We start from the raw sequence: 21,353 nt of genomic DNA on the forward strand, positions 1-21,353 counted from the left end.
GCCTTCCGCCCACTGCGGGGTGCTGCCGAGCGTCCGGCCCGTGGGCCTCTCCCACCGGGCCAAGGTGAGATTGGGCTGGTGTCGCCCAGCGGGACCACCTTCGCCTGTCCGGCCGGACGGGCGGCCGGCCGTCGGCTCTGACCACACCGCCGACGGCGTCACACGGTTCCTGAGCGACAAGGGCCTGGTCTCCGTCAAGGTCACCGTGTTGGTGACCGGCGCCGCAGCGCCGCGTACAGCAGCGCGCTCACCGCGAACCCGACCACGGGGGTGATGTCCCCGAACGACGGCCAGTGCTCCGGCACGTAGCCGACGTAGTCCTCCTGGTTGGAGAAGAGGGGGACGGAGACCGCCACGCCGATCAACAGGGCCGCAAGCCCCGGCCAGTTGGTGAAGGCGCGGTCGGTCAGGCGGGCCGCCAGCTGCTCGTGAGGCACCCGCGCCCGGAGCCACCGCTCCACCAGGACCACGCCCAGCCAGGGCGCCACCCAGTACGCGATCACCAGCAGGAACGCCTCGTAGGCCGCCCCCGCGTCGGAGAGCGAGGCCCACGCCGCCGCCGTGCCCGCGACACCGGACACCACGACCAGCACGCTCCGGCTCAGCCAGGCGGGGAGGTTCAGGCCGAAGGAGGCGATCGAGATCGCGCCGGAGTACACGTTGAGGGCGTTCGCCGAGATCCCGCCCAGGATGATCGCGAGCAGCACCAGGTCGCCGAGCCAGCCCGGGAGATGGCCGGTGAAGGCCGCCGTCGGGGTCGCGTCCTTCGGGGCCACGATGGTCGCCGAGGCCGCGCCGATCACCGCGACCACGGTGACCGAAAGGAACAGGCCGAGCGCCGGGTACAGGATCGTCCTGGCCTTGTTCGCCGTACGGGGGAGATAGCGCGAGTAGTCGGAGGCGTACGGGTTCCAGCCGGCCGCGTATCCCCAGGCCGCGCTGAACGCGAGCAGGAAGCCGCCGATGCCGCCGCCGGTGCCGCCCCCGCCGAGGTCGGCGTCCTTGAAGGTCCACACCCCGGCGAGCAGGAAGATCACCGCGAGGGCGGGGAAGGCGTACTTCTCGAAGACGTGGACGAAGTTGTGGCCGATGAAGCCGATGAGGATCTCGGCGGCCACCACGAGCAGGAGGGACGGCAACGGGCGCAGCCCGGTCAGGGTGTTGAGGGCGAAGGCCGCGCTGACGCTGTTCACCGCGAACCAGCCGACGCCCGCCACCAGGCCGTTGGCCGCGGCGGGCAGGATGTTGCCGCGGTGGCCGAAGGAGAGGCGGCCGATCACCATCTGCGGCACCCCGAAGAGGGGTCCGTCCAGGGACAGCACGCCCTGGGTGAGCGCGCCGAGGGCGGTGCCGAGCACGATGGCGGCCGTGGCCTGCCAGAAGCTCAGCCCGAAGAAGAGGACCGCGATCACCCCGATGAAGACCGTGGCGAACTCGATGTTGGGGGAGGCCCAGGTCCACAGGAGCTGGAGCGGGCCGCCGTGGCGTTCGGACTCGGGGATGGGTTCCGAGCCCGCCGACTCGACGGCGATGACCTTGTTACCGTATGCGGGAGCGAGGGTGCCGGTGGAGTCGGCGGGAGCTGTCGTCATGCGAGGTAAGTGTCCGGTCCGTACCGGCCTGCGCCCAGGGGCGCATTGTCCGTTTCGGGGGGCCCGCCGACGTACACCTTGTCAGGAGGCGTCCTTGGGGTCCTCGCCGGACTCGCGGCGCTTCAGCTCCTCCTCGCGGCGGCGCAGGTCGGCCTCCCAGTCCTTGAGGAGGGCCTCGTCCTTCTTGTTCTCCGCCTTGAGGGAGTTCAGGAACTCCGGGTTGTCGTCGGGAGCGACGTACTGCGTGCGGTGGTTGCGGTGCCACTCCGAGGGCGTACGGCCGTCCGCCGGCACCGTGCGCTGCTTGCCGGCCGCGAGCCACGCCACCGGGCCGACGATCCAGAACAGCAGGATGATGAAGACCCAGGCGATCTTGGGAAGGTGCTTCGCCTCGTCCTCGGGGGTGTTGAGGCAGTCGATGAACGCGTAGATCGTCAGCGCCAGCGGGATCAGGTACATCAGCAGCCGGAACATGTCTTTTGGCCCCCCAGGGAACGTGGTGTGGAGCCTGTGACAGGCCCCTGACGGGGTCAGGGTAGCGGCTCGGGGATACTGGACCCCATGGCTTACGACGATCTTCGCTCCCTGCTCAGGGCACTGGAACGCGAGGGAGACCTCAAGCGGATCAAGGCCGAGGTCGACCCCTACCTGGAGGTCGGGGAGATCGTCGACCGGGTCCAGAAGGCGGGCGGCCCCGCGCTGCTCTTCGAGAACGTGCGCGGGTCGGCCATGCCGCTCGCCATGAACGTCTTCGGGACCGACCGGCGCCTGCTGAAGGCCCTGGGCCTGAAGTCGTACGGCGAGATCTCCGAGAAGATCGGCGGGCTGCTGCGTCCCGAGCTGCCGCACGGCTTCGTGGGCGTGCGCGAGGCGTTCGGGAAGCTCGGCGCGATGGCGCACGTGCCGCCGAAGAAGGTGAAGTCCGACAACGCCCCGGTCCAGGAGGTCGTCCTCACCGGGGACGACGTCGATCTCGACCAGCTCCCGGCCCTCTTCACCTGGCCGCAGGACGGCGGGTCCTTCTTCAACCTTGGGCTCACCCACACCAAGGACCCGGAGAGCGGCATCCGCAACCTCGGTCTGTACCGCCTCCAGCGCCACGACAAGCGCACCATCGGCATGCACTGGCAGATCCACAAGGACAGCCGCAACCACTACCAGGTCGCGGCCCGCCGGGGCGAACGCCTCCCGGTGGCCATCGCCTTCGGCTGCCCGCCCGCCGTCACCTACGCCTCCACGGCCCCCCTCCCCGGAGACATCGACGAGTACCTCTTCGCCGGGTTCATCGCGGGCAAGCGGATCGAGATGGTGGACTGCAAGACGGTCCCGCTCCAGGTCCCGGCGCAGGCCGAGGTGGTCATCGAGGGGTGGCTGGAGCCGGGCGAGATGCTGCCGGAGGGGCCCTTCGGGGACCACACCGGGTTCTACACCCCGCAGGAGCCGTTCCCGGCCCTGAAGATCGACTGCGTGACGATGCGGAAGCGGCCGCTGCTCCAGTCGATCGTCGTGGGCCGCCCCCCGACGGAGGACGGACCGCTGGGCCGCGCCACGGAGCGGTTCTTCCTGCCCCTGCTGAAGATCATCGTGCCGGACATCGTGGACTACCACCTGCCCGAGGCGGGCGGCTTCCACAACTGCGCGATCGTCTCGATCGACAAGAAGTACCCGAAGCACGCGCAGAAGGTGATGCACGCGGTGTGGGGGGCACACATGATGTCCCTGACCAAGCTGATCGTGGTCGTCGACGCGGACTGCGACGTGCACGATCTGCACGAGGTCGCCTGGCGGGCGCTGGGCAACACCGACTACGCCCGTGACCTCTCGGTCGTCGAGGGACCGGTCGATCACCTCGACCATGCCTCCTACCAGCAGTTCTGGGGCGGCAAGGCGGGCATCGACGCGACGAAGAAGTGGCCCGAGGAGGGCTACACGCGGGACGGCGGCTGGCCGGAGATGGTGGAGTCCGACCCCGAGACGGCGGCGAAGGTCGACCGCCGGTGGAAGGAGTACGGCCTGTGAGTCCCCTTGCCGTGGGCGGTCCGGCCCTGTTCATCGGTACCGACACCGACTACGTGGCGCTCGTGCGGCCCGAGCTGGACCCGGCCGACCCGGGCATCCGGCTGGCCGCCGAGCAGGCGGGCGTCACGCCGGAGGAACTCGCCGGCCCCGGTGACACCTGGGCGGTCCTCTTCGAGCACGGCGGCGAGGGCGACGGCTTCGAGCTGCCCGGTGTGCGCGACGCCGAACCCGCCGACTTCGCCGAGCGGCTGCGCGCGGGGCTCGCCGCGGCGGACGGCCCGTTCACGGTCGACGGCGGGGCGGCGCTGCGGCTGGAAGCCCGTCCGGCCGGCGCGGACGGCTACGCCTTCACGGCGCACGTCGTCCCGCCCGACGACGACGCGACACCGCTGACCGTGGAGACGGGTCCGCTGCCCGCCGCCGCCCTCCTGACCGACCTCGACGCCTTCCTCGGGAGCCTCGCATGATGACCACCGCCGACGGGGTCGTGGGCCCGGGCCCGGCGTCGCAGCCGACCGGGAAGGTGAAGGGCTTCCTGCGCCTGGTGATGATCGAGCACTCGGTCTTCGCGCTGCCCTTCGCGTACATCGCCGCGCTGACCGCGATGTTCGAGTGGGACAGGAACATCCACTGGGGGCGGCTGCTCCTGGTGACGATCTGCATGGTGGGCCTGCGGACCTTCGCGATGGCGGTCAACCGGATCATCGACCGGGAGATCGACGCGCGGAACCCCCGGACGGCACAGCGGGAGCTGGTCACCGGGGCGATGTCGGTGAAGCACGCCTGGACCGGTGCGCTGGTCGCGGTCGTCGTCTTCCTCGGCTCGGCGGCGCTGCTGAACCCGCTGTGCCTGGCGCTGGCCCCGGTCGCCGTCATCCCGATGGTGGTCTACCCGTACGGCAAGCGGTTCACGAACTTCCCCCAGGCCATCCTGGGTCTCGCCCAGGCGATGGGACCGGTGGGCGGCTGGCTCGCGATCACGGGGGAGTGGTCCTGGGACGCGGTCATCCTGGGCCTCGCAGTCGGTATCTGGATCGGCGGGTTCGACCTCATCTACGCCTGCCAGGACGTCGAGACGGACCGGGAGGTCGGCGTCAGGTCGGTACCGGCCCGCTTCGGTATCCCCGCGGCGATCTGGGGTGCCCGGGCCTGCCACTTCGTGACGACGTCCCTCCTCATCTGGTACGCCGTCGCCACGGAGGCGGGGGGCTTCTTCTGGGTGGGCCTGATGATCGTCGCGGGTGCGTTCGTGTACGAGCACTCGATCGTGCGGCCGCACGACCTGTCCCGGCTGAACCGGGCGTTCTTCAGCGTCAACGGGTTCATCGGGATTGCCCTGTTCGTGTGCGCGCTGCTGGATCTCCTGGTTCGTGGCCTGACCGTGTAAGTGCGGTGCGCCTACCATGTGGAACCCAGGACCCGACCCGACGCCCGGCCTCAGACCTGAACCATTCCGCGCCCAGCCCGGCGCTTGAACAGGAACGCCGCCGCCACTCCCGCCACCAGCCCCAGCAGGTGCCCCTGCCAGCTGACGCCCGTCTGCGTCGGCGCCAGGCCCACCAGGATCGACGTGCCCCAGACCGCCGCCACCAGGAGACCGGCCAGCACGCCCAGCGGCCTGCGCTCCACGAACCCCGTGATCACCAGGTAGCCGAACAGCCCGAAGATCAGCCCCGAGGCGCCCGCCGTGTTGGTGTGCGCCGGGGCTATGAGCCACACACCCAGTCCGTCGGCCACGATGATGACGAGGGACAGCGCGGCGAACCGGCGCAGGCCCCCGAGCGCCGCGAGGAAGCCCATGACCAGCAGCGGGACGCTGTTCGCGGCCACGTGGGCGAAGCCGAAGTGGATGAAGGCGGCCGGGACGACGTCGACCAGCTCGGACGGGGTGCGGGGCGTGATGCCCAGGCCGTCCAGGGCGTGACCGCTCGCCACGTCCACCACTTCGAGCAGCCACAGCAGCGCGACCCAGCCCACCATCAGCTTGGCCGCGGCCTTCGCACGGTCACCGCGCGACCACTCGAGTTCTCCACCGGCCATGGCAACTCCCCTCCCCTTCAGAAGAACGCCCGACCCCCCTTGGCCGGTTCCCACCCTGCGACGCCGGATAGGCTCGGGGGTGTGAACCCAGTCAAGCCAGGAGAGACGCGGCGTACGCCTTGGATCGTAGGGGTGTCCGGCGCCTCCGGCACCCCGTATGCCGCGTCCGTGCTGCGCGCGCTGCTCGCCGCCGGTGAGAGCGTCGACCTGGTGGTCTCGCGTGCCTCGCGGCTCACCCTCCTCGACGAGACGGGCATCTCCTTCCGGGACGCGCACTGGCGCGAGGACCTGCGGGAATGGCTGGGCCGGGGGGCCGACGGCAAGCCGGGCACCTTCGAGGCGGACCTCGACGCCGTGCGGTACTGGAACGCCGGTGACCTGGCCGCGGGGCCGTCCTCGGGGTCGTATCCGAGCAAGGGGATGCTGATCGTCCCCGCCTCCACCGCCTGCGTCGCCGGAGTCGCCCTCGGCCTCTCCAAGGACCTGCTGCAGCGGGCGGCGAGCGTCACCCTCAAGGAGCGCCGCACGCTGGTCGTGGCCGTACGGGAGACCCCCCTCAACGGCCAGACCCTCAGGCATCTCGTCGCGCTCGACGACGCCGGCGCGAGCGTGGTCCCGGCCTCGCCGGGCTTCTACGCGGGCGCCACCCACATCCAGGACCTGGTGGACTTCGTCGCCGGGCGGGTGCTGGACGCGGCGGGCGTCGGGCACGACCTGTACCGGCGCTGGCAGGGCGAACTGGGCGGCGGCCCGTCGGGTCAGTAGGGCAGGCGGTCAGCAGGGCAAGCGGTCAGTACGGCACGTGGCAGTACCTCTCATCACTTCAGGCACTTTTCAGCGGAAGGCTTCGATCCCATGGACGCGGTGGACAGGCAGCTCATCCAGGCCCTGAGGGAGAACGGCCGGGCCTCCTACGCGGAGCTGGGGCGCCTCGTCGGTCTGTCGGGACCCAGCGTCACCGACCGCATCAACCGGCTGGAGGCGGCCGGTGTCATCACCGGTTACCGCGCCACCGTCGACTCCGCCTCCCTCGGCCTCGGCGTCACCGCGCTGATCGGTATCTCGCTCGGGGACGCGGTCGACCACGAGGATGTGGCACGCCGGCTGAGGGACCTCGGCGAGATCGAGGACTGCTGGTTCATCGCGGGTGACGACTCGTACATGCTGAAGGTCCGGGCGTCCGACGTCGACGGCCTGGAGAAGATCATCCGGCGGCTGTCCGGGACCGAGGGGGTCTCCCGGACCCGTACCACGATCGTGCTCTCCACGAAGTGGGAGAACCGGGTCGGAGAGCTGCCCGAAGAGGCGTAGAGGCATGGACGTACGGTTGTCGCAGTCGTCGGAGAAAGGTGTGACCCCCATGGATGTCGGGCTCAAGCGCGAGCTGGAGGAGAAGGTCAGGGCCGGTGAGCGGCTGACCCGTGAGGACGGCATCGCGCTGTACGAGTCGGACGACCTGGCCTGGCTGGGCGGCCTCGCGCACGAGGTGCGGACGCGGAAGAACGGTGACGTCGTCCACTTCAACGTCAACCGGCACCTCAACATGACCAACGTGTGCACGGCGTCGTGCGCGTACTGCTCCTTCCAGCGCAAGCCGGGGGAGAAGGACGCGTACACGATGCGCATCGAGGAGGCGGTGAAGCTCGCCAAGGCGATGGAGGGCGAGAACCTCACCGAGCTGCACATCGTCAACGGGCTGCACCCGAACCTGCCGTGGCGCTACTACCCGCGGTCGCTGCGCGAGCTGAAGGCGGCGCTTCCGGACGTCTCCCTGAAGGCGTTCACCGCGACGGAGATCCACCACTTCGAGACGATCAGCGGTCTCTCCGCCTCCGAGATCCTCGACGAACTGATCGACGCGGGCCTGGAGTCGCTGACCGGCGGCGGCGCGGAGATCTTCGACTGGGAGGTCCGTCAGCACATCGTGGACCACCGGACCCACTGGGAGGACTGGTCCCGGATCCACCGCCTGGCGCACGAGAAGGGTCTGAAGACCCCGAGCACCATGCTGTACGGCCACATCGAGGAGCACAGGCACCGCGTGGACCACGTCCTGCGCCTGCGCGAGCTCCAGGACGAGACCGGCGGCTTCCAGGTCTTCATCCCGCTGCGCTACCAGCACGACTTCGTGGACGTGCAGGACGGCAAGGTCAGGAACCGACTCCAGGCCCGCACCCAGATGGCCACGGGCGCGGAGGCCCTGAAGACCTTCGCGGTCTCCCGCCTCCTCTTCGACAACGTCCCCCACGTCAAGGTCTTCTGGGTCATGCACGGCGTCCAGACCGCCCAGCTCGCCCTCCAGCACGGCGCGGACGACATGGACGGCTCGGTCGTCGAGTACAAGATCACCCACGACGCCGACAACTACGGCACCCCGAACAAACTCACCCGCGAGGACCTCCTGGACCTCATCCGCGACGCAGGCTTCCGCCCGGTCGAGCGCAACACCCGCTACGAGATCATCCGCGAGTACGAGGGCCCGGACGCGGGTCGCCGAGAGGCACCGCAGTCGATGCGCTTCTGAAGGTTCCGGCGGTTCTTCGTCTGCGGCGCCGCGGGGGGCTGGTCGCGCAGTTCCCCGCGCCCCTGGGGGGTCCTCGGACCGCATGGTTGCCAAGGCACCCGGTTCGTTCTCCCGCCCACAGCGACGCGGACTCCTGGCGGACCGGCCGCTGCAGCCCCCTAGGGGCGCGGGGAACTGCGCGACCCGCCCTCACCGGCCCGCAGCCGCGCCGCCTCGCAAGTCGCCCCCTTCGTTCGCGTTCGTTTCCCCACCCCGGGTACTCGCCCCCCATGGTGAGCACCAAGTCACCCGAGGACGCCTACACCGCCGAACCCTTCGTTCCCGGTCGCGGTGGGCTCCCCGCTCTGCGGAAGGCCGCCGCCGGCTGCCGGGGCTGCCCGTTGTACCGGGACGCCACGCAGACGGTGTTCGGCACCGGGGACCCGCACGCGCGCGTGATGCTCGTCGGGGAGCAGCCCGGCGACCAGGAGGACCGGCAGGGGAAGCCGTTCGTCGGTCCCGCAGGCAAGCTGCTCGACCGTGCCCTCGCGGAGGCCGGTATCGAACCCGGGCACACCTACGTCACCAACGCCGTGAAGCACTTCAAGTTCACGCAGGCCGAGCCACGCAAACGCCGTATCCACAAGTCGCCCACCCTCCGGGAGATGACGGCCTGCGGCCCCTGGCTCGCACAAGAACTGGCACTCGTCGAACCGGAACTGATCGTCGTCCTCGGCGCCACCGCGGGCAAGGCGCTGCTCGGCTCCTCGTTCCGGGTGACGCAGGTGCGCGGGACCGTGCTGGAGGAGGAGATCCACGGCAGGCGGGAGCGGCTCGTGCCGACCGTGCACCCCTCGGCCGTACTGCGGGCCGACGACAGGGAGGCCGCGTACCGGGGCCTGGTGGCGGACCTGGAGGTGGCGGTCCGGGCGCTGGGGTGACGTACGTGACGCCGGAACCCGCTTGAGGCGACGCAGACGTAATGTCTAGCCTCGCCCCATGCCCCTTACCTTCACCCTCGACCCGGCCGTCACCCCCGCCCTCCGCGACGGAGTCCTCGACCTGTGGACGGACGTCTCGAACACGGGCGGAGCCGTCGGCTTCGTGGCGCCGGTCGAGCGGGAGACGATCCGCCCCGAGTTGGTGAAGCACTTCGTGGGGATGGCGGAGGGCCGGACACGGCTGCTCGCAGGACACGACGAGGACGGACAGGTCGCCGCCACCGCCTTCTTCGCCTTCAACACGCACCGGCTCATGACCCACTGGGTGTGGCTGTACACGGTGATGGTCCACCCCCGCCACCAGGGCCGCGGTTACGGCCGTGACCTCCTCGCGGCGGCGGCCGACGCGGCCCGCACCTTCGAGGGCGTCGAGGCGATACGGCTCACCTGCCGCGGCGGCCTCGGCCTGGAGCGCTTCTACGGCTCCTGCGGCTACAAGGAGGTCGGCCGCGTACCCGGCGCGATCCGGGTCGCACCCGGTGACGACCGGGACGACGTGATCATGCTGCTGCCGCTCGTCTGACCCCGTTCGAAGATCCGGTGCCCGGCGTGCTTCACTGGACAGTGCCTCTTTGGGGTGTTCAGGCCGTTCGATACGGATACGGAAGAGTGGATTGACATGCTCCGCTACACGCTGATGCGCCTCGGGATCCTGGTGGGCTGCCTCGTGGTCGTCTGGGGCCTCGTCTACTCCGGCCTCGCCCCGCGCGGCCTCGGCGACTCCAACGGCATGTGGATCGTTCTGCTCTCCCTGCTGCTCTCGGCCCCCATCAGCTTCGTGGTCCTGCGCAAGGAGCGCGACCGGGCCTCCATCCAGGTCGTCCAGCGGGTCGACCGCATGAAGGCCAACCTGGAGGCGAACCGCAGCCAGGAGGACGAGGCCGTCGACGAGGCGAGCCGTCCCCAGGGTCAGACCCCGCAGGCTCCGCAGGCCCCGCAGACCTCCTGAGCCCAACGCCTCCGCTGCCGTGCCCGCGTGACCGTAGGCTTTGCGCATGGGTGTCGTGAAGAGCAAGCGGATGCCGCGTGCCGTGCGGGAGCAGCAGATGCTGGACGCCGCTGTGGAGATCTTCGGGCAGCGCGGGTACATGACCGCCTCGATGGACGAGATCGCCGAACTCGCCGGTGTGTCCAAGCCGTTGGTCTACCTGTACCTGAACTCCAAGGAAGACCTCTTCACCGCGTGCATCCGCCGGGAGGCGGCCGCGCTCACCGAGGCCGTGCGGACGGGGGTGCGGACCGACCTGGCCGCCGACCGTCAGCTGTGGGACGGCCTGCTGGCGTTCTTCACGCACACCTCGCACCACCCGCACGGCTGGTCCGTGCTGCATCTCCAGGCCCGCATCCACGGTGAGGCGTTCGCCGCCGAGGTCACCGCGATGCGCGAGGAGATCGTGGCGTTCGTGACCCATCTGATCGTGGTCGCGGCCCGCGAGGCGCACCGGGACCCGGACCTGCCCGAGCGCGAGGTCGCCGGCCTCGCCGAGGCGCTCGTCGGCGCCGCCGAGTCGCTCGCCGCCTGGGCCAACGCCACCCCGGGCATGACGGCGCGGCAGTCGGCGGCGACCCTCATGAACTTCGCGTGGGCCGGCCTCGGGAACCTGATGGAGGGCCGGCCCTGGACCCTGCGGGACACGCCCGCCGGGGGCGCCCCCCTTCAGGTCAGCGGGTAGACGCCCCCGCTCACGTACACGCGGTGCACCCGCTCCCCGCCGCACAGCTCGAACCGCTCCCCGTCCGCCGCGTAGGTCACCGTCCCGGGCAGCAGCACCGGCGCCCTGAACTCGGCCCGCACCAGCACCGCTTGCGGTGTGCCGTGCGCGGCCAGGCAGCGGGCCGCCGTCCACATGCCGTGGGCGATGGCCCTCCTGAAGCCGAACAGGCGGGCCGTGAGCGGGTACAGGTGGATGGGGTTGCGGTCGCCGGACGCGGCGGCGTAACGCCGGCCGATGTCCCCGGCCAGCCGCCACTCGTCGACGCCGGGCAGCGGTCCGTGCTTCTCGCGCTCCGGCTCCGCGCCGGTCCTCGGTGTGCGGTGCCGCGCCAGATAGGTGCTCACCGACTCCCACACGACGTCCTCGCCCACCCGCAGCTCGGTGACGACCGAGACCTCCGTACCGCGTCGGTGCGGCGCCAACCCGTCGATGTACACGGTGAGTTCGTACTCGCCCGACGCGGGCAGCTCCCGGTACCGCGTGATCTCGATCGACGTGTGCACCAGCCCGAGCAAGGGCAGCGGGAAGTCCCGCCCGCTCATCAGGCTCATGGCCAGCGGGAAGCCCAGCACATGGGGATACGTCACGGGCAGCGCGTCCTCCCCGGTCGCGAACCCGCATACCCGCTCGTAGGCGGCCAGCCGCGCGAGGTCCACCCGCAGCCGGGGCAGCACCAGCCGGGTCCGCGGGAAGTCCGCGGTGGCGGAGGGCCGCTTGAAGGGGGAGCGCAGGGCGCCCAGGGCGAGGAGGGGCAGGAGGGCGGGGGGCCGGTCGAGGACCGTGGAAGGAGCCGCGCCGGGGCTGCCCGAGTCCTGGGCCCGGTCGCCCTCCCCGTACGGGTCGGCCTGTGTGTCGTCCGCGTGGGTTCCCACTACGCCCCCAGCAGGCTCTGGCCGCACACCCGTACGACCTGCCCGTTCACCGCGCCGGAGGCCGGATTCGCCAGCCAGGCCGTCGTCTCGGCCACGTCGACGGGGAGTCCGCCCTGTCCGAGGGAGTTCATCCGCCGTCCCGCCTCCCGGATGAACAGCGGGATCGCCGCCGTCATCTTCGTCTCGATGAACCCCGGGGCGACCGCGTTCACTGTGACCCCGTGCTCGGCCAGCGCCCGGGGCGCCAGGGAGCGCACCAGTCCGACGACACCGGCCTTGCTCGCGCCGTAGTTCGTCTGCCCGGCGTTGCCGGCGAGCCCCGCGATGGACGCGGTGGCCACGATCCGCCCGCCTCGCCGCAGCGTGCCCCGCTCCAGCAGCGCGTCCGTCGTGCGCAGCACACTCGCCAGGTTCACGTCGAGCACCGAACTCCAGCGCTCGGCGGGCATGTTGACCAGCCGCCGGTCCCGGGTGATGCCCGCGTTGTGGACCAGTACGTCCAGCCCGTCCGGCAGCGCCCGGGCGATCCGCTCGCCCGCGTCCGCGGCCGTGATGTCCAGCGCGAGGGCACTGCCCCCCAGGCGCGCGGCCAACTGCCCGGCATCCGCCGACGCCCCCGGCACGTCGAGTACGACGACCCGCGCCCCGTCCCTGGCCAGCGTCTCGGCGACCGCCGCACCGATGCCCCGCGCGCCGCCGGTGACCAGCGCCGTCCGCCCGGCGAGGGGCTGGGACCAGTCGACGTCGGCCTCCTGCGCCGGCCCGACCTCGATCACCTGACCGCTGATGTACGCCGACTTGGGGGAGAGCAGGAACCGCAGGGTCGATTCCGCAGCCGAAGCGGCCGACGCGTCCGAGAGGCGTACGAGGTTCACCGTCCGCCCCCGCCCGATCTCCTTGCCGAGCGAGCGCGTGAACCCCTCCAGTGCCTGCTGCGCGGCCGCCTGGTGGTGATCCTCCGCGGAGAGCGGCGCCCCGAGGACGACGATCCGCCCGCTCGCGGCGACCGACCGCACGACCGGGTGCAGCGCCGCGTGGACCTCCGCGAGCCCCTCGACGTCCCGCACGCCGGTGGCGTCGAGGACGACCGCCGCGGGAGCGTCCGACGCGGACGGGAACTTCAGCCCGGTCAGGCCGGAAAGCTCCGACTTCCCGGCCGTGAGGTGCAGCACCCCGCCCTCGAACTCCGGGGACGCCTGCGACCACCGCCGCAGCACCGCGGGCTGCGGCAGCCCGAGGCGGCGGGTGAGGAACCGGCCCGGGGCGGTACCGGTGAAGCTCAGATAGCGGTCGGCCATGTCCATCTCCCGGGTCGGTCGCAGATTCCTTACTCTGGAGTAAGGTTACCGCAGGTAAGTCGATTTTCGAGGTGAGGAGCCGGGAGATGAGCCCCCTGAAGCCGCCGGTAGCCCGACGCGTGGCGATCGTCGCCGGTACCCGCGTCCCCTTCGCGCGCTCGGACGGCCCGTACGCCACCGCCTCGAACCAGGACATGCTCACCGCCGCCCTCGACGCCCTCGTGGAGCGCCACGGGCTCCAGGGGCCGGGCACCGTGGGCGAGTTCGTCGCGGGTGCCGTCCTCAAGCACAGCCGGGACTTCAACCTCGCCCGCGAGACGGTCCTCGGCTCGAGGCTGGACCCGCGCACCCCGGCGTACGACATCCAGCAGGCGTGCGGGACCGGTCTGCAGGCCGTCGTCGCCGCCGCCAACAAGATCACCCTCGGCCAGACGGAGTCCGCGATCGCGGGCGGCGCGGACACCGCGAGCGACGCGCCCCTCGGCGTCAACGACGAGCTGCGGCGCATCCTGCTGGAGGCCCGGCGCGCGAAGTCGGCCGGCGCCCGCCTCAAGGCGCTCGCCCGCATCCGCCCTTCCCACCTCGTCCCCGACATCCCGCGCAACGCCGAACCCCGCACCGGCCTGTCGATGGGCGAGCACGCGGCCGTCACCGCCCGCGCCTGGGGCGTGAGCCGCGAGGCCCAGGACGAGCTGGCGGCGACCAGTCACCAGCGACTGGCGGCGGCGTACGAGCGGGGTTTCTTCCAGGACCTCGTGGTCCCCTTCCGGGGCCTGGAGCGCGATCAGAACCTCCGCCCCGACTCGACGGCCGAGAAACTGGCCGGGCTCAAGCCGGTGTTCGGCGTCAAGGACCCCGACCCGACCATGACGGCCGGGAACTCGACCCCGCTGACGGACGGCGCGGCGCTCGTGCTGCTCGCGTCGGAGGAGTGGGCGAAGGCGCGCGGCCTTCAGGTGCTGGCGTATCTCACGGCGTACGAGACGGCGGCCGTGGACTTCGTACAAGGGGATGTCGCCCAGGGAGAGGACGGTCTGCTCATGGCCCCCGCGTACGCCGTCCCCCGCATGCTGGAGCGGGCCGGACTCGGCATGGCGGACTTCGACCTGGTCGAGGTCCACGAGGCCTTCGCCTCCCAGGTCCTGGCGACCCTCGCCGCCTGGGAGAAGCAGGGCCTGGCCCCGGTGGACCGGGACCGGCTCAACGTCACCGGATCCTCCCTGGCCACCGGGCATCCCTTCGCCGCGACCGGCGCGAGGATCGTGGCCACGCTCGCGAAGCTGCTGGCCGAGCGGGAGGGGCCGGGCCGCGGGCTGATCTCGGTGTGCGCGGCGGGAGGACAGGGGGTGACGGCGATTCTGGAGCGGCCGTAAGCGCCGATAGCTGACAAAGTCTCACTTTGCGGTCGAGGTTGCACAGTCCCGGCTCCGGACCATCAACGAACCCGCACAGACTCGCCACTTGGGACACTTAGGATCACCGTCCTAACCCCTGGTAACCCTTCCCGGCGCACTCGCGGGTGAACGCCCCGGTACGTCCCCTGCGTACCTCATGCAGCGGAACGCCACCGAGCTGCACGTCCCAGGAGCTGACCATGTCCCTCTCGTACGTGTCCGGCCACGACTACGACGGCGCGCCCGTTCTCGTGGAACCAGAGATCGTGCGGCTGGACGGTGAGGTCCGCGAGGTCTCGGTGCCGCCGCTGGTCCCGCCGGTGACGCACGGCTCGCTCGCCGACCTGCCCTTCGACAACGCGGAGGCCGCCCCGGAGCAGCGGGTGATGAGCCGCCGCACGGACGACGGCCGCTGGATCGACATCACGGCGGCGGAGTTCGCGCGGCAGGTGCTGGCGGTCGCGAAGGGCCTGATCTCGGAGGGCCTGATGCCGGGCGACCGGGTCGCGATCATGGCCCGTACGACGTACGAGTGGACGCTGCTGGACTTCGCCTCCTGGGCCGCGGGCCTGGTCACGGTCCCCATCTACCCCACGTCCTCCGTCTTCCAGACCCGGTTCATCCTCCAGGACTCCGGCGCCGTCGCCCTGGTGACGGAGACGGCCGCCCAGGCCGCCGCCCTCGGCCCGGAGCTCAGCCGCCTGCCCGACCTGCGCCACATGTGGATCATGGAGAAGGGCCATGTGGAGCGCCTCGGGGAACTCGGCCAGGCCGTCCCCGAGCAGGAGATCGGCGTCCGGCGGGGCATGCTGGGCCCGGGCACGGTCGCCACCGTCGTCTACACCTCGGGCACCACCGGCCGCCCCAAGGGCTGTGTGCTCAGCCACGGCAACTTCCTCACCGAGGTCGACAACGCGGTCGAGCTCCTCTACCCCGTGTTCAAGTCGAAGTCGGACGACGACCTCGCGACCCTGCTCTTCCTGCCCATCTCGCACGTCTTCGGCCGCATGGTCGCCGTCGCCTGCGTCCGCGCCCGGGTCCGCCTCGGCCACGCGCCGAGCCTGAAGGCCGAGGACCTGATGGCCGACCTGGCCAGCTTCAGACCGACCTTCCTCCTCGTGATCCCGTACATGCTGGAGAAGGTCTTCAACAACGCCCGCGCCAAGGCGGAGAGCGGCGGCCGGGTCTCCGTCTTCGACCGCGCGACCAACGTCGCCGTGCGCTACGGCGAGGCGATGGAGTCCCGCCTCGCAGGCACCGGCTCCGGTCCGGGCGCGGCCCTGAAGGCGTCCCGCACCTTCTACGACTCGCTGGTGTACCGCCGTATCCGCAACGCCATGGGCGGCAGGATCCGGCACATCATCTCCGGCGGCTCCCCGCTCGGCCGCCGCCTCGCCGCCTTCTACGCGGGCGCCGGCATGGAGATCTACGAGGGCTACGGCCTCACGGAGTCGACGGGCGCGGCGACGGTGACGCCCCCGCTCAAGTCCCGCCTGGGCACGGTCGGCTGGCCCCTGCCCGGCACCCGGGTCCGCATCGCGGCGGACGGCGAGATCCTGCTCAACGGCGGTCAGGTGTTCCGGGGTTACTGGGACCCGTTCGGCGACGGGGTGGCCCCCGCCTCCACCGACGGCTGGTTCCCGACCGGTGACATCGGACAGCTCGACGACGAGGGCTATCTGACGATCACGGGCCGCAAGAAGGAGATCCTGATCACGGCCGGCGGCAAGAACGTCGCCCCGGCCCCGCTGGAGAACTGGCTGCGCTCCCACCCCCTGATCTCGCAGTGCATGGTCCTCGGCGACCGCCGCCCCTACATCTCGGCCCTGATCAGCCTCGACATGGACGGCGTCAACCACTGGCGCCAGATGAACGGCAAGCACCCCGTCCCCGCCGAACTCCTCGTCGACGACGAGGAGTTGCGGCAGGTCCTGCAGCGGGCCGTGGACGAGGCGAACAAGATGGTCTCCCGCCCCGAGTCCATCCGCCGCTTCACCGTCCTGCCGACCGACCTCACCGAGTCGGCCGGCCATCTGACGCCGTCGATGAAACTACGCCGGGAGGCGGTCATGCGGGACTTCGCGGGGGAGATCGAGGGCCTGTACGTGCGGGAGTGACCCCTCAGCAGCGGCGTGCGTCCTTCGTCAGCACCCCCTGCTCGGTGGCGAGCGTGTGGTCGTAGCACGTGCCGGGCCCGCTCAGCCGGTACCGCTCACTCGTCGTGGCCACCGCGTGCCGGTCCTCGCGGGCCACGCCGAGCGTGAAGGTGGCGTCACCCTGGTACGTGTCGTCGATGCGGGTGGCGCCGAGGCGGGCGCGGTCGGCGAGGGTCATGACGACCCGGAGCCGGTTCGCGCTGTCGATGGTGGAGCGGCCGTCGAGGCTGTAGGTGCGGTCGGCGCGGGTCAAGTGGCCGTTGGACGTGACGAGTTGGTGATCGGTCCAGGTGCCGGTCTGGTTGTCCGTGTTCTCGTCGGGCGTCCACTGGTGGTCGATCGCCGTGGTCAGGGTCCGCTCCACGGTGGTGGTGACCCGGCCGTGCGAGGTGTTCAGATACCCGCTGACCTTCAGGTGGTCCCTGCCGGAGGTCACCAGGTGCCGCAGCGAGCCGTCGGTGAAGGTGTTGCCGACGGCGGGAGCGTCCTTCTTGTACGACGTCACGGCCCCCGTCACCACCGACTTGTGGGCGTCCTGCCACACCAGGACGTTGGTCGGCGCACTCCACCCGGTCTGCCCGGCCGGCACTCCGACCACCTTGACGTCCACGGTGTGCGCCTTGCCGTCGTTGAGGAGGCCCGCGAACGGGGTGAGGTCGAAGGTGAGCGGACGTACGTCGAAGGCGGTCGGGGAGGGAATCACCGACCACAGGTAGGGCGACCAGCCGCCGGTCCACACGTTCGGGTAGGGCGAGGCGATCCCCGCGACCTTCCCGTCCACGCTCACCTGCACCTCACGGTACGGCCCGGCGTCCCCGCCCTGGCAGGAGTACGACGCGTCCGGGGTCGTGGCCGAGTACCAGAACTCCTCACAGCCGCCGCCCGAGCCGGTGGCGTACACCTCGGCGAGGACGCGCTCGGAGTTGCGGGGGACGGTGAGGGAGGCGCCCGTGGTGACGCTGTCGCCGTCGCTGAGCGGGATGACCTGGTCGGGAGCGTCCGCGCTGCGGTGGTGCACCGGGGCGTAGAAGGTGAGCGTCACCTTGACGTCGAGGATGCCGGTGTACGTGTCGTTGACGACGTTGCCGATGAGCATGTCGACGGACTGCGCACTGCTCAGCGTCTTCTCGTACTCGGTGACGTCCTTCTGGACGGACCAGTTGATCCCGTCCTGCGAGGGCTCGGGCGTCGAGGTCCGGAAGACCTGCACCCCGCCGATGTCCAGGTAGCCGAGCCGGTCGTACTGCCGCCCCTTCACGCTGCCGTCCATCCGCAGCACGACCTTCGACCAGCGGCCGGGCGTCCCGCAGCCGGTCGGGGGCGCGTACGTCCCCGTGTACGGCGTGAAGTCCTTGAACTGCGCCTGCGCGACGGTGACTTCGCAGGCCTTGGTGTGCGGGGTGCTGATCGGCGGGGCGGCGATGACGGGGTCGTGGTAGTCGGTGCCGAACTCGACGGGGACCGTGGTGGCGGACGCCGTGCCCAGCGACAGGGCGAGAGCGGCGAGTGCGCCGGTCAGCGTGGCCGCCACTCTGGCCGGACGTATCGGGGATCTCATGGGTCTCATAGGGCGCAGTGAACACATGGATTCCGACCGCGGCCAAGGGGGCTTGGAGAGGTCTTGACCAATTCCGGCCATTTCACTGACCGGCGTCCGTCCTACAACCATGCCCCGGTGCCGTGAGTCTTCTCCCCGCCAGACTCATGATCACCGCAGGAGACTCATGTCCACCCGAAGAACCTTCCGCCTGGCACTGGCCACGGCCACGGCCGTGTCCCTGACCGGCGGACTGCTCACCCTCTCCGTGAGCACGGCGAGCGCGGCGACCCCGGCGAAGTACGGCGACGACTTCAACGGCGACGGGTTCCGCGACTTCGCCAGCCACAACTTCAGCGACGGTGTCGTCGTGACCTACGGGACGGCGACCGGCCCCGGCACCACGTCCAAGACCTTCACGCAGTCCACCGCGGGCATACCCGGAACGGCCGGGGACGCGGGCGGCTACGCCGACGGGTTCGGCGAGGACCTGGCCACCGCCGACCTCAACCGGGACGGATACGCCGACCTGGCCGTCGCCGACAACAGCGAGAAGGTCGGGGGCAAGGCCGGCTCGGGCGCGGTCACCATCCTGTGGGGCTCGAAGACCGGCCTCTCGGGCGCCCAGGCCGTGCGCCTCAAGGTCACCGCCCGCTCCGACCAGGGCTTCGGCAACGAGCTGGAGACCGGAGACTTCAACGGCGACGGCAAGGCCGACCTGGCCGTCGCCGACGGCTCCGAGCACATCTACATCTACCGGGGCGGTTTCGGGAAGTCCGGTACGACGGGTCAGGTCACCCGGCACGCGCCGAGCATCACCAGTGACTACGTCCTCGAATACACCGGCCTGGTCGCCGGCAAGGTCACCAAGGACAAGGCGACCGACCTCTACGTCCTCGGCCAGGGCTACCACAACGACAAGATGACCCAGGACGCCTGGTTCCTGCGCGGCGGCTCCACCATCAAGCCCGGCAAGGCCACGGTCATCAACGGCTCACAGCCCGACTACGACCCGACCGGCGTCGTCGCCGACTTCGACAAGGACGGCTACGGCGACCTCGCGGTCAGCGACGTCCCGTACGGCGGCGGCGCCGGTTCCGTGGTCGTCTGGCGCGGCGGCAGTACCGGCCCGACCACGAAGTCCCGGCTCTCCCAGTCCACTTCGGGCGTGGCCACCGCCGCCACCAAGAACGACGGCTTCGGCTCCGACCTCTCCGCGGGTGACACCGACGGCGACGGCTATCCGGACCTCGCGGTCAGCGTGCCCGAGGAGAAGGTCGGCGCCGTGAAGTACGCGGGCGGAGTCCACGTGCTGCGCGGCGGCAGGTCCGGCCTCACCGGCACGAAGTCCCAGTGGTTCAGCCGGGCGACGGCGGGCGTGCCCGGCAGTCCCGCCGAGTACGAGATGTTCGGCCTCTTCGTCCGCCTGCGCGACATCGACCGCGACGGGGACAAGGACCTACTCGTGTCGGACACCTCCTACAGCCCAAGCTTGATGCTCCCCGGCACGGAGTCCGGCGTCGGGACGGCGGGGGCTCACGAGCTGAACGTCATCGCCCAGTTGCCGCAGTAGGGGAGAGAAAGGCCGACCAGGCCGCGGGGGAGAGGGTGAGGTGAGGGCCGGTGGGGTTCTTGGAGTCGCGGAGGTGGATGGTGTGGGGGGTTACGGCGACTTCGAGGCACTGGCCGCCCTCGCCGCTGCTGTAGCTCGACTTGAACCAGTTCAGCTTCTCTATGGTCATCGCTCTTCCAACATCTTCTCGATGAAGTCCAGGGACTCGTGCGGGTTGAGGGCCTGAGCTCGGATGATCCCATAGCGGGCGGCGAGGATGCGTACCTCTTCCCGGCCGGTGATCAGCCGTGGGTACCCCTGACTCTCCATGTACGCCACTTGCTCCTTGCCCTTGGGAGTGAGCAGGGTGAACGAGTTGTCCAGGCAGGGGTGTTCGTCCCGCCCTGTAGGCATCACCTGAAGCTGCACATTCCGCATCCGCCCGATGTGCAGCAGCCGCCGAAGCTGGCCCGCGTGCACGGCGGGGCCGCCGATCGGCCGTTCCAGCACAGCCTGTTCGAGGACGAAGCTGCACTCCGGCGGCGGCCACTTCTCGAAGAGCTGCTGACGGGAGAGCCGGTCGGCGACCCGCTTCTCGATGGTCTCCTCGTCCAGCGGCGGGTGCCGTTGCGTGAACACGGCCCGGGCGTAGTCCTCCGTCTGGAGCAGGCCCAGCACACCCATCGTGCTGTAGTCGTAGAGGGACACCGCCTCCGCCTCCAACCCGGCGTAACTCCGGTACCACTCCGGATGCCGGGTCCGAGTCTTCGCCATCGCCTCCTCGACCTCCGGGAGGACCTCCTTCAACAGGCCCCCGGCGTCAAGGAGTTCGTCCGCCTTGATCAGAACCTCCGGCCGAAGTGTCCGCACGCCCCTCTCCATGGAGGAGACCGCGTCCGGGCCGTATCCCACCAGCTCTCCGAACTCCTTCTGCGTCAGCCCCTTCCGCTCACGCAGAAGCTTGACCATCTTGCCCAGCGCGACGAACAACCCCGCCGTACCGTCCGCCTCCGCAGGCGTCTCCGGCCTCCGCTCACCCACACGCCTCACCCCTCCCACGCGACAACCCGTACACCGAACCGACCGCACCCGTACAACTACTCAGCGTCGCCGAGTCGCACCTGGTCAGCGTAGAGACAACCCAGCACGCTCAGTCACGTGAACGCCGAAATCTCCACCCCCACCGACGAACTGACCCAGCGTCTGAGCGCCACCCCGCGGGGCGCGCGCCTGGCCCGCAGACTCACGGCCACCCGGCTCGCGGAATGGGGCCACCCCCATGACACCGACGTCAACGACACCGCGCAGCACCTCGTCGCCGAACTCGCCGCGAACGCGGTGACCCACGGCCGCGTCCCCGGAAGGGACTTCGAGCTGCGCCTCATCCGGCTCCCGGAGAACACGCTGCGTATCGAGGTGAGCGATCCGCGAGGCGACCGCCGGCTCCGGTACATCAACGACGAGGACGGCGAATACGGCCGCGGCCTGATCCTCGTCACCCTCCTCGCCGACACCTGGGGCGTCACGGACCGGGACGTCGGCAAGACGGTGTGGGCCGAGATCCAACTCGGGTGACCAGGGAAGCTTCGGACACAGCGTGAGCGCTGGGATGCGGGGAAAGGAGTGGTGACGAGATGAGGAGATCCATGCCTGAGCGGCGGCTTCACGGATGTT

At 70.6% G+C, this 21,353-nt stretch carries 22 protein-coding genes; 14 read left to right on the forward strand and 8 right to left on the reverse strand.

Translation table 11 applies throughout. From position 1 onward, the window contains the following. Nucleotides 1-200: 200 nt before the first annotated feature. Both ACGFWE_RS16125 and ACGFWE_RS16130 read right to left on the reverse strand, forming a co-directional pair. Entirely contained in the window at nt 201-1,592 is a 1,392-nt protein-coding gene (locus tag ACGFWE_RS16125) for a purine-cytosine permease family protein (RefSeq protein ID WP_393600257.1), read from the reverse strand. Nucleotides 1,593-1,673: 81 nt separating this feature from the next. After that, nucleotides 1,674-2,066, reverse strand: coding sequence for a PLD nuclease N-terminal domain-containing protein (locus ACGFWE_RS16130; protein ID WP_352390726.1), 393 nt, complete (start codon nt 2,064-2,066; stop codon nt 1,674-1,676). An 87-nt stretch (nt 2,067-2,153) separates the two neighbouring features. On the opposite strand from ACGFWE_RS16130, the gene ACGFWE_RS16135 reads away from it, so the two are divergent. Genes ACGFWE_RS16135 through mqnP form a run of 3 tightly spaced genes read left to right on the forward strand, consistent with a single transcriptional unit; the run spans nt 2,154 to nt 4,998 of the window. Beyond that, nucleotides 2,154-3,611: a menaquinone biosynthesis decarboxylase gene (locus tag ACGFWE_RS16135; protein ID WP_352390725.1), complete on the forward strand. Its 1,458-nt coding sequence runs from the start codon at nt 2,154-2,156 to the stop codon at nt 3,609-3,611. Then, the gene (locus ACGFWE_RS16140; RefSeq protein ID WP_393600258.1) at nt 3,608-4,078 is read left to right on the forward strand and encodes a hypothetical protein; all 471 of its coding nucleotides are present in this window, start codon (nt 3,608-3,610) and stop codon (nt 4,076-4,078) included. Before ACGFWE_RS16135 ends, ACGFWE_RS16140 begins: the two co-directional genes overlap by 4 nt. Further along, nucleotides 4,075-4,998 (forward strand): menaquinone biosynthesis prenyltransferase MqnP, encoded by a 924-nt coding sequence (mqnP, locus tag ACGFWE_RS16145; protein ID WP_393600259.1) that lies wholly within the window; start codon nt 4,075-4,077, stop codon nt 4,996-4,998. The genes ACGFWE_RS16140 and mqnP overlap by 4 nt, the downstream gene beginning before the upstream one ends. A gap of 50 nt (nt 4,999-5,048) precedes the next feature. Here the strand turns inward: mqnP and ACGFWE_RS16150 are convergent, their stop codons facing one another. After that, entirely contained in the window at nt 5,049-5,651 is a 603-nt protein-coding gene (locus ACGFWE_RS16150) for a rhomboid family intramembrane serine protease (protein WP_352390723.1), read from the reverse strand. Nucleotides 5,652-5,732: 81 nt separating this feature from the next. Here ACGFWE_RS16150 and ACGFWE_RS16155 point away from each other — a divergent pair, with 81 nt between their 5' ends. The 7 genes from ACGFWE_RS16155 to ACGFWE_RS16185 all read left to right on the forward strand — a co-directional run bounded on the left by ACGFWE_RS16155 (nt 5,733) and on the right by ACGFWE_RS16185 (nt 10,828). Further along, nucleotides 5,733-6,416, forward strand: a complete 684-nt coding sequence (locus ACGFWE_RS16155) for a UbiX family flavin prenyltransferase (RefSeq protein ID WP_352390722.1) — start codon at nt 5,733-5,735, stop codon at nt 6,414-6,416. A 90-nt stretch (nt 6,417-6,506) separates the two neighbouring features. Further along, complete coding sequence (locus tag ACGFWE_RS16160) at nt 6,507-6,962, forward strand: Lrp/AsnC family transcriptional regulator (RefSeq protein ID WP_352390721.1); 456 nt, start codon at nt 6,507-6,509, stop codon at nt 6,960-6,962. 49 nt (nt 6,963-7,011) lie between these two features. Then, nucleotides 7,012-8,175 (forward strand): aminofutalosine synthase MqnE, encoded by a 1,164-nt coding sequence (gene mqnE / locus ACGFWE_RS16165; protein WP_352390720.1) that lies wholly within the window; start codon nt 7,012-7,014, stop codon nt 8,173-8,175. A 269-nt stretch (nt 8,176-8,444) separates the two neighbouring features. Next, complete coding sequence (locus tag ACGFWE_RS16170) at nt 8,445-9,095, forward strand: UdgX family uracil-DNA binding protein (RefSeq protein WP_352390719.1); 651 nt, start codon at nt 8,445-8,447, stop codon at nt 9,093-9,095. A 58-nt stretch (nt 9,096-9,153) separates the two neighbouring features. Continuing rightward, nucleotides 9,154-9,678: a GNAT family N-acetyltransferase gene (locus ACGFWE_RS16175; RefSeq protein WP_393600260.1), complete on the forward strand. Its 525-nt coding sequence runs from the start codon at nt 9,154-9,156 to the stop codon at nt 9,676-9,678. Nucleotides 9,679-9,774: 96 nt separating this feature from the next. After that, nucleotides 9,775-10,104, forward strand: a complete 330-nt coding sequence (locus ACGFWE_RS16180) for a DUF4229 domain-containing protein (RefSeq protein WP_352390717.1) — start codon at nt 9,775-9,777, stop codon at nt 10,102-10,104. Between the two features lie 46 nt (nt 10,105-10,150). Further along, on the forward strand, nt 10,151-10,828 hold the full coding sequence (locus ACGFWE_RS16185) for a TetR/AcrR family transcriptional regulator (RefSeq protein WP_352390716.1): 678 nt from the start codon (nt 10,151-10,153) through the stop codon (nt 10,826-10,828). On the opposite strand, the gene ACGFWE_RS16190 is transcribed toward ACGFWE_RS16185, so the two are convergent. After that, nucleotides 10,813-11,742 carry a MaoC family dehydratase gene (locus ACGFWE_RS16190; RefSeq protein WP_393600261.1) on the reverse strand — a complete coding sequence of 310 codons (930 nt, stop codon included), beginning with the start codon at nt 11,740-11,742 and terminating at the stop codon, nt 10,813-10,815. The genes ACGFWE_RS16185 and ACGFWE_RS16190 overlap by 16 nt on opposite strands. Beyond that, entirely contained in the window at nt 11,742-13,040 is a 1,299-nt protein-coding gene (locus tag ACGFWE_RS16195) for a 3-oxoacyl-ACP reductase (protein ID WP_393600262.1), read from the reverse strand. The genes ACGFWE_RS16190 and ACGFWE_RS16195 overlap by 1 nt, the downstream gene beginning before the upstream one ends. Nucleotides 13,041-13,126: 86 nt before the next feature. Between ACGFWE_RS16195 and ACGFWE_RS16200 the strand changes: the two genes are divergently transcribed. Further along, nucleotides 13,127-14,413: an acetyl-CoA C-acetyltransferase gene (locus tag ACGFWE_RS16200; RefSeq protein ID WP_393600263.1), complete on the forward strand. Its 1,287-nt coding sequence runs from the start codon at nt 13,127-13,129 to the stop codon at nt 14,411-14,413. Between the two features lie 221 nt (nt 14,414-14,634). Then, on the forward strand, nt 14,635-16,551 hold the full coding sequence (locus ACGFWE_RS16205; RefSeq protein ID WP_352390712.1) for an AMP-dependent synthetase/ligase: 1,917 nt from the start codon (nt 14,635-14,637) through the stop codon (nt 16,549-16,551). A 4-nt stretch (nt 16,552-16,555) separates the two neighbouring features. On the opposite strand, the gene ACGFWE_RS16210 is transcribed toward ACGFWE_RS16205, so the two are convergent. Continuing rightward, nucleotides 16,556-18,148, reverse strand: coding sequence for a peptide-N4-asparagine amidase (locus ACGFWE_RS16210; protein ID WP_352390711.1), 1,593 nt, complete (start codon nt 18,146-18,148; stop codon nt 16,556-16,558). A gap of 166 nt (nt 18,149-18,314) precedes the next feature. On the opposite strand from ACGFWE_RS16210, the gene ACGFWE_RS16215 reads away from it, so the two are divergent. Further along, nucleotides 18,315-19,700, forward strand: coding sequence for an FG-GAP and VCBS repeat-containing protein (locus tag ACGFWE_RS16215; RefSeq protein WP_393600264.1), 1,386 nt, complete (start codon nt 18,315-18,317; stop codon nt 19,698-19,700). On the opposite strand, the gene ACGFWE_RS16220 is transcribed toward ACGFWE_RS16215, so the two are convergent. Both ACGFWE_RS16220 and ACGFWE_RS16225 read right to left on the reverse strand, forming a co-directional pair. Further along, a complete protein-coding gene (locus ACGFWE_RS16220) occupies nt 19,678-19,869 on the reverse strand; it encodes a DUF397 domain-containing protein (protein ID WP_352390709.1) in 192 nt (63 codons plus the stop codon). The genes ACGFWE_RS16215 and ACGFWE_RS16220 overlap by 23 nt on opposite strands. Then, a complete protein-coding gene (locus ACGFWE_RS16225) occupies nt 19,866-20,720 on the reverse strand; it encodes a helix-turn-helix transcriptional regulator (protein WP_352390708.1) in 855 nt (284 codons plus the stop codon). Before ACGFWE_RS16225 ends, ACGFWE_RS16220 begins: the two co-directional genes overlap by 4 nt. A 117-nt stretch (nt 20,721-20,837) precedes the next feature. Here ACGFWE_RS16225 and ACGFWE_RS16230 point away from each other — a divergent pair, with 117 nt between their 5' ends. Then, complete coding sequence (locus ACGFWE_RS16230) at nt 20,838-21,254, forward strand: ATP-binding protein (protein ID WP_393600265.1); 417 nt, start codon at nt 20,838-20,840, stop codon at nt 21,252-21,254. Nucleotides 21,255-21,353 lie beyond the last annotated feature (99 nt).

This window comes from Streptomyces sp. NPDC048523 (genome assembly GCF_043199815.1).
Lineage (GTDB): Bacteria > Actinomycetota > Actinomycetes > Streptomycetales > Streptomycetaceae > Streptomyces.

Coding starts and splice junctions, on each gene's coding strand:
- ACGFWE_RS16215 (WP_393600264.1), top strand. CDS start 18,315: ATGTCCACCCGAAGAACCTTCCGCCTGGCACTGGCCACGGCCACGGCC.
- ACGFWE_RS16195 (WP_393600262.1), bottom strand. CDS start 13,040: ATGGCCGACCGCTATCTGAGCTTCACCGGTACCGCCCCGGGCCGGTTC.
- ACGFWE_RS16210 (WP_352390711.1), bottom strand. CDS start 18,148: ATGAGATCCCCGATACGTCCGGCCAGAGTGGCGGCCACGCTGACCGGC.
- ACGFWE_RS16130 (WP_352390726.1), bottom strand. CDS start 2,066: ATGTTCCGGCTGCTGATGTACCTGATCCCGCTGGCGCTGACGATCTAC.
- ACGFWE_RS16220 (WP_352390709.1), bottom strand. CDS start 19,869: ATGACCATAGAGAAGCTGAACTGGTTCAAGTCGAGCTACAGCAGCGGC.
- ACGFWE_RS16205 (WP_352390712.1), top strand. CDS start 14,635: ATGTCCCTCTCGTACGTGTCCGGCCACGACTACGACGGCGCGCCCGTT.
- ACGFWE_RS16160 (WP_352390721.1), top strand. CDS start 6,507: ATGGACGCGGTGGACAGGCAGCTCATCCAGGCCCTGAGGGAGAACGGC.
- mqnP (WP_393600259.1), top strand. CDS start 4,075: ATGATGACCACCGCCGACGGGGTCGTGGGCCCGGGCCCGGCGTCGCAG.
- ACGFWE_RS16185 (WP_352390716.1), top strand. CDS start 10,151: ATGGGTGTCGTGAAGAGCAAGCGGATGCCGCGTGCCGTGCGGGAGCAG.
- ACGFWE_RS16135 (WP_352390725.1), top strand. CDS start 2,154: ATGGCTTACGACGATCTTCGCTCCCTGCTCAGGGCACTGGAACGCGAG.
- mqnE (WP_352390720.1), top strand. CDS start 7,012: ATGGATGTCGGGCTCAAGCGCGAGCTGGAGGAGAAGGTCAGGGCCGGT.
- ACGFWE_RS16200 (WP_393600263.1), top strand. CDS start 13,127: ATGAGCCCCCTGAAGCCGCCGGTAGCCCGACGCGTGGCGATCGTCGCC.
- ACGFWE_RS16180 (WP_352390717.1), top strand. CDS start 9,775: ATGCTCCGCTACACGCTGATGCGCCTCGGGATCCTGGTGGGCTGCCTC.
- ACGFWE_RS16125 (WP_393600257.1), bottom strand. CDS start 1,592: ATGACGACAGCTCCCGCCGACTCCACCGGCACCCTCGCTCCCGCATAC.
- ACGFWE_RS16150 (WP_352390723.1), bottom strand. CDS start 5,651: ATGGCCGGTGGAGAACTCGAGTGGTCGCGCGGTGACCGTGCGAAGGCC.
- ACGFWE_RS16170 (WP_352390719.1), top strand. CDS start 8,445: ATGGTGAGCACCAAGTCACCCGAGGACGCCTACACCGCCGAACCCTTC.
- ACGFWE_RS16175 (WP_393600260.1), top strand. CDS start 9,154: ATGCCCCTTACCTTCACCCTCGACCCGGCCGTCACCCCCGCCCTCCGC.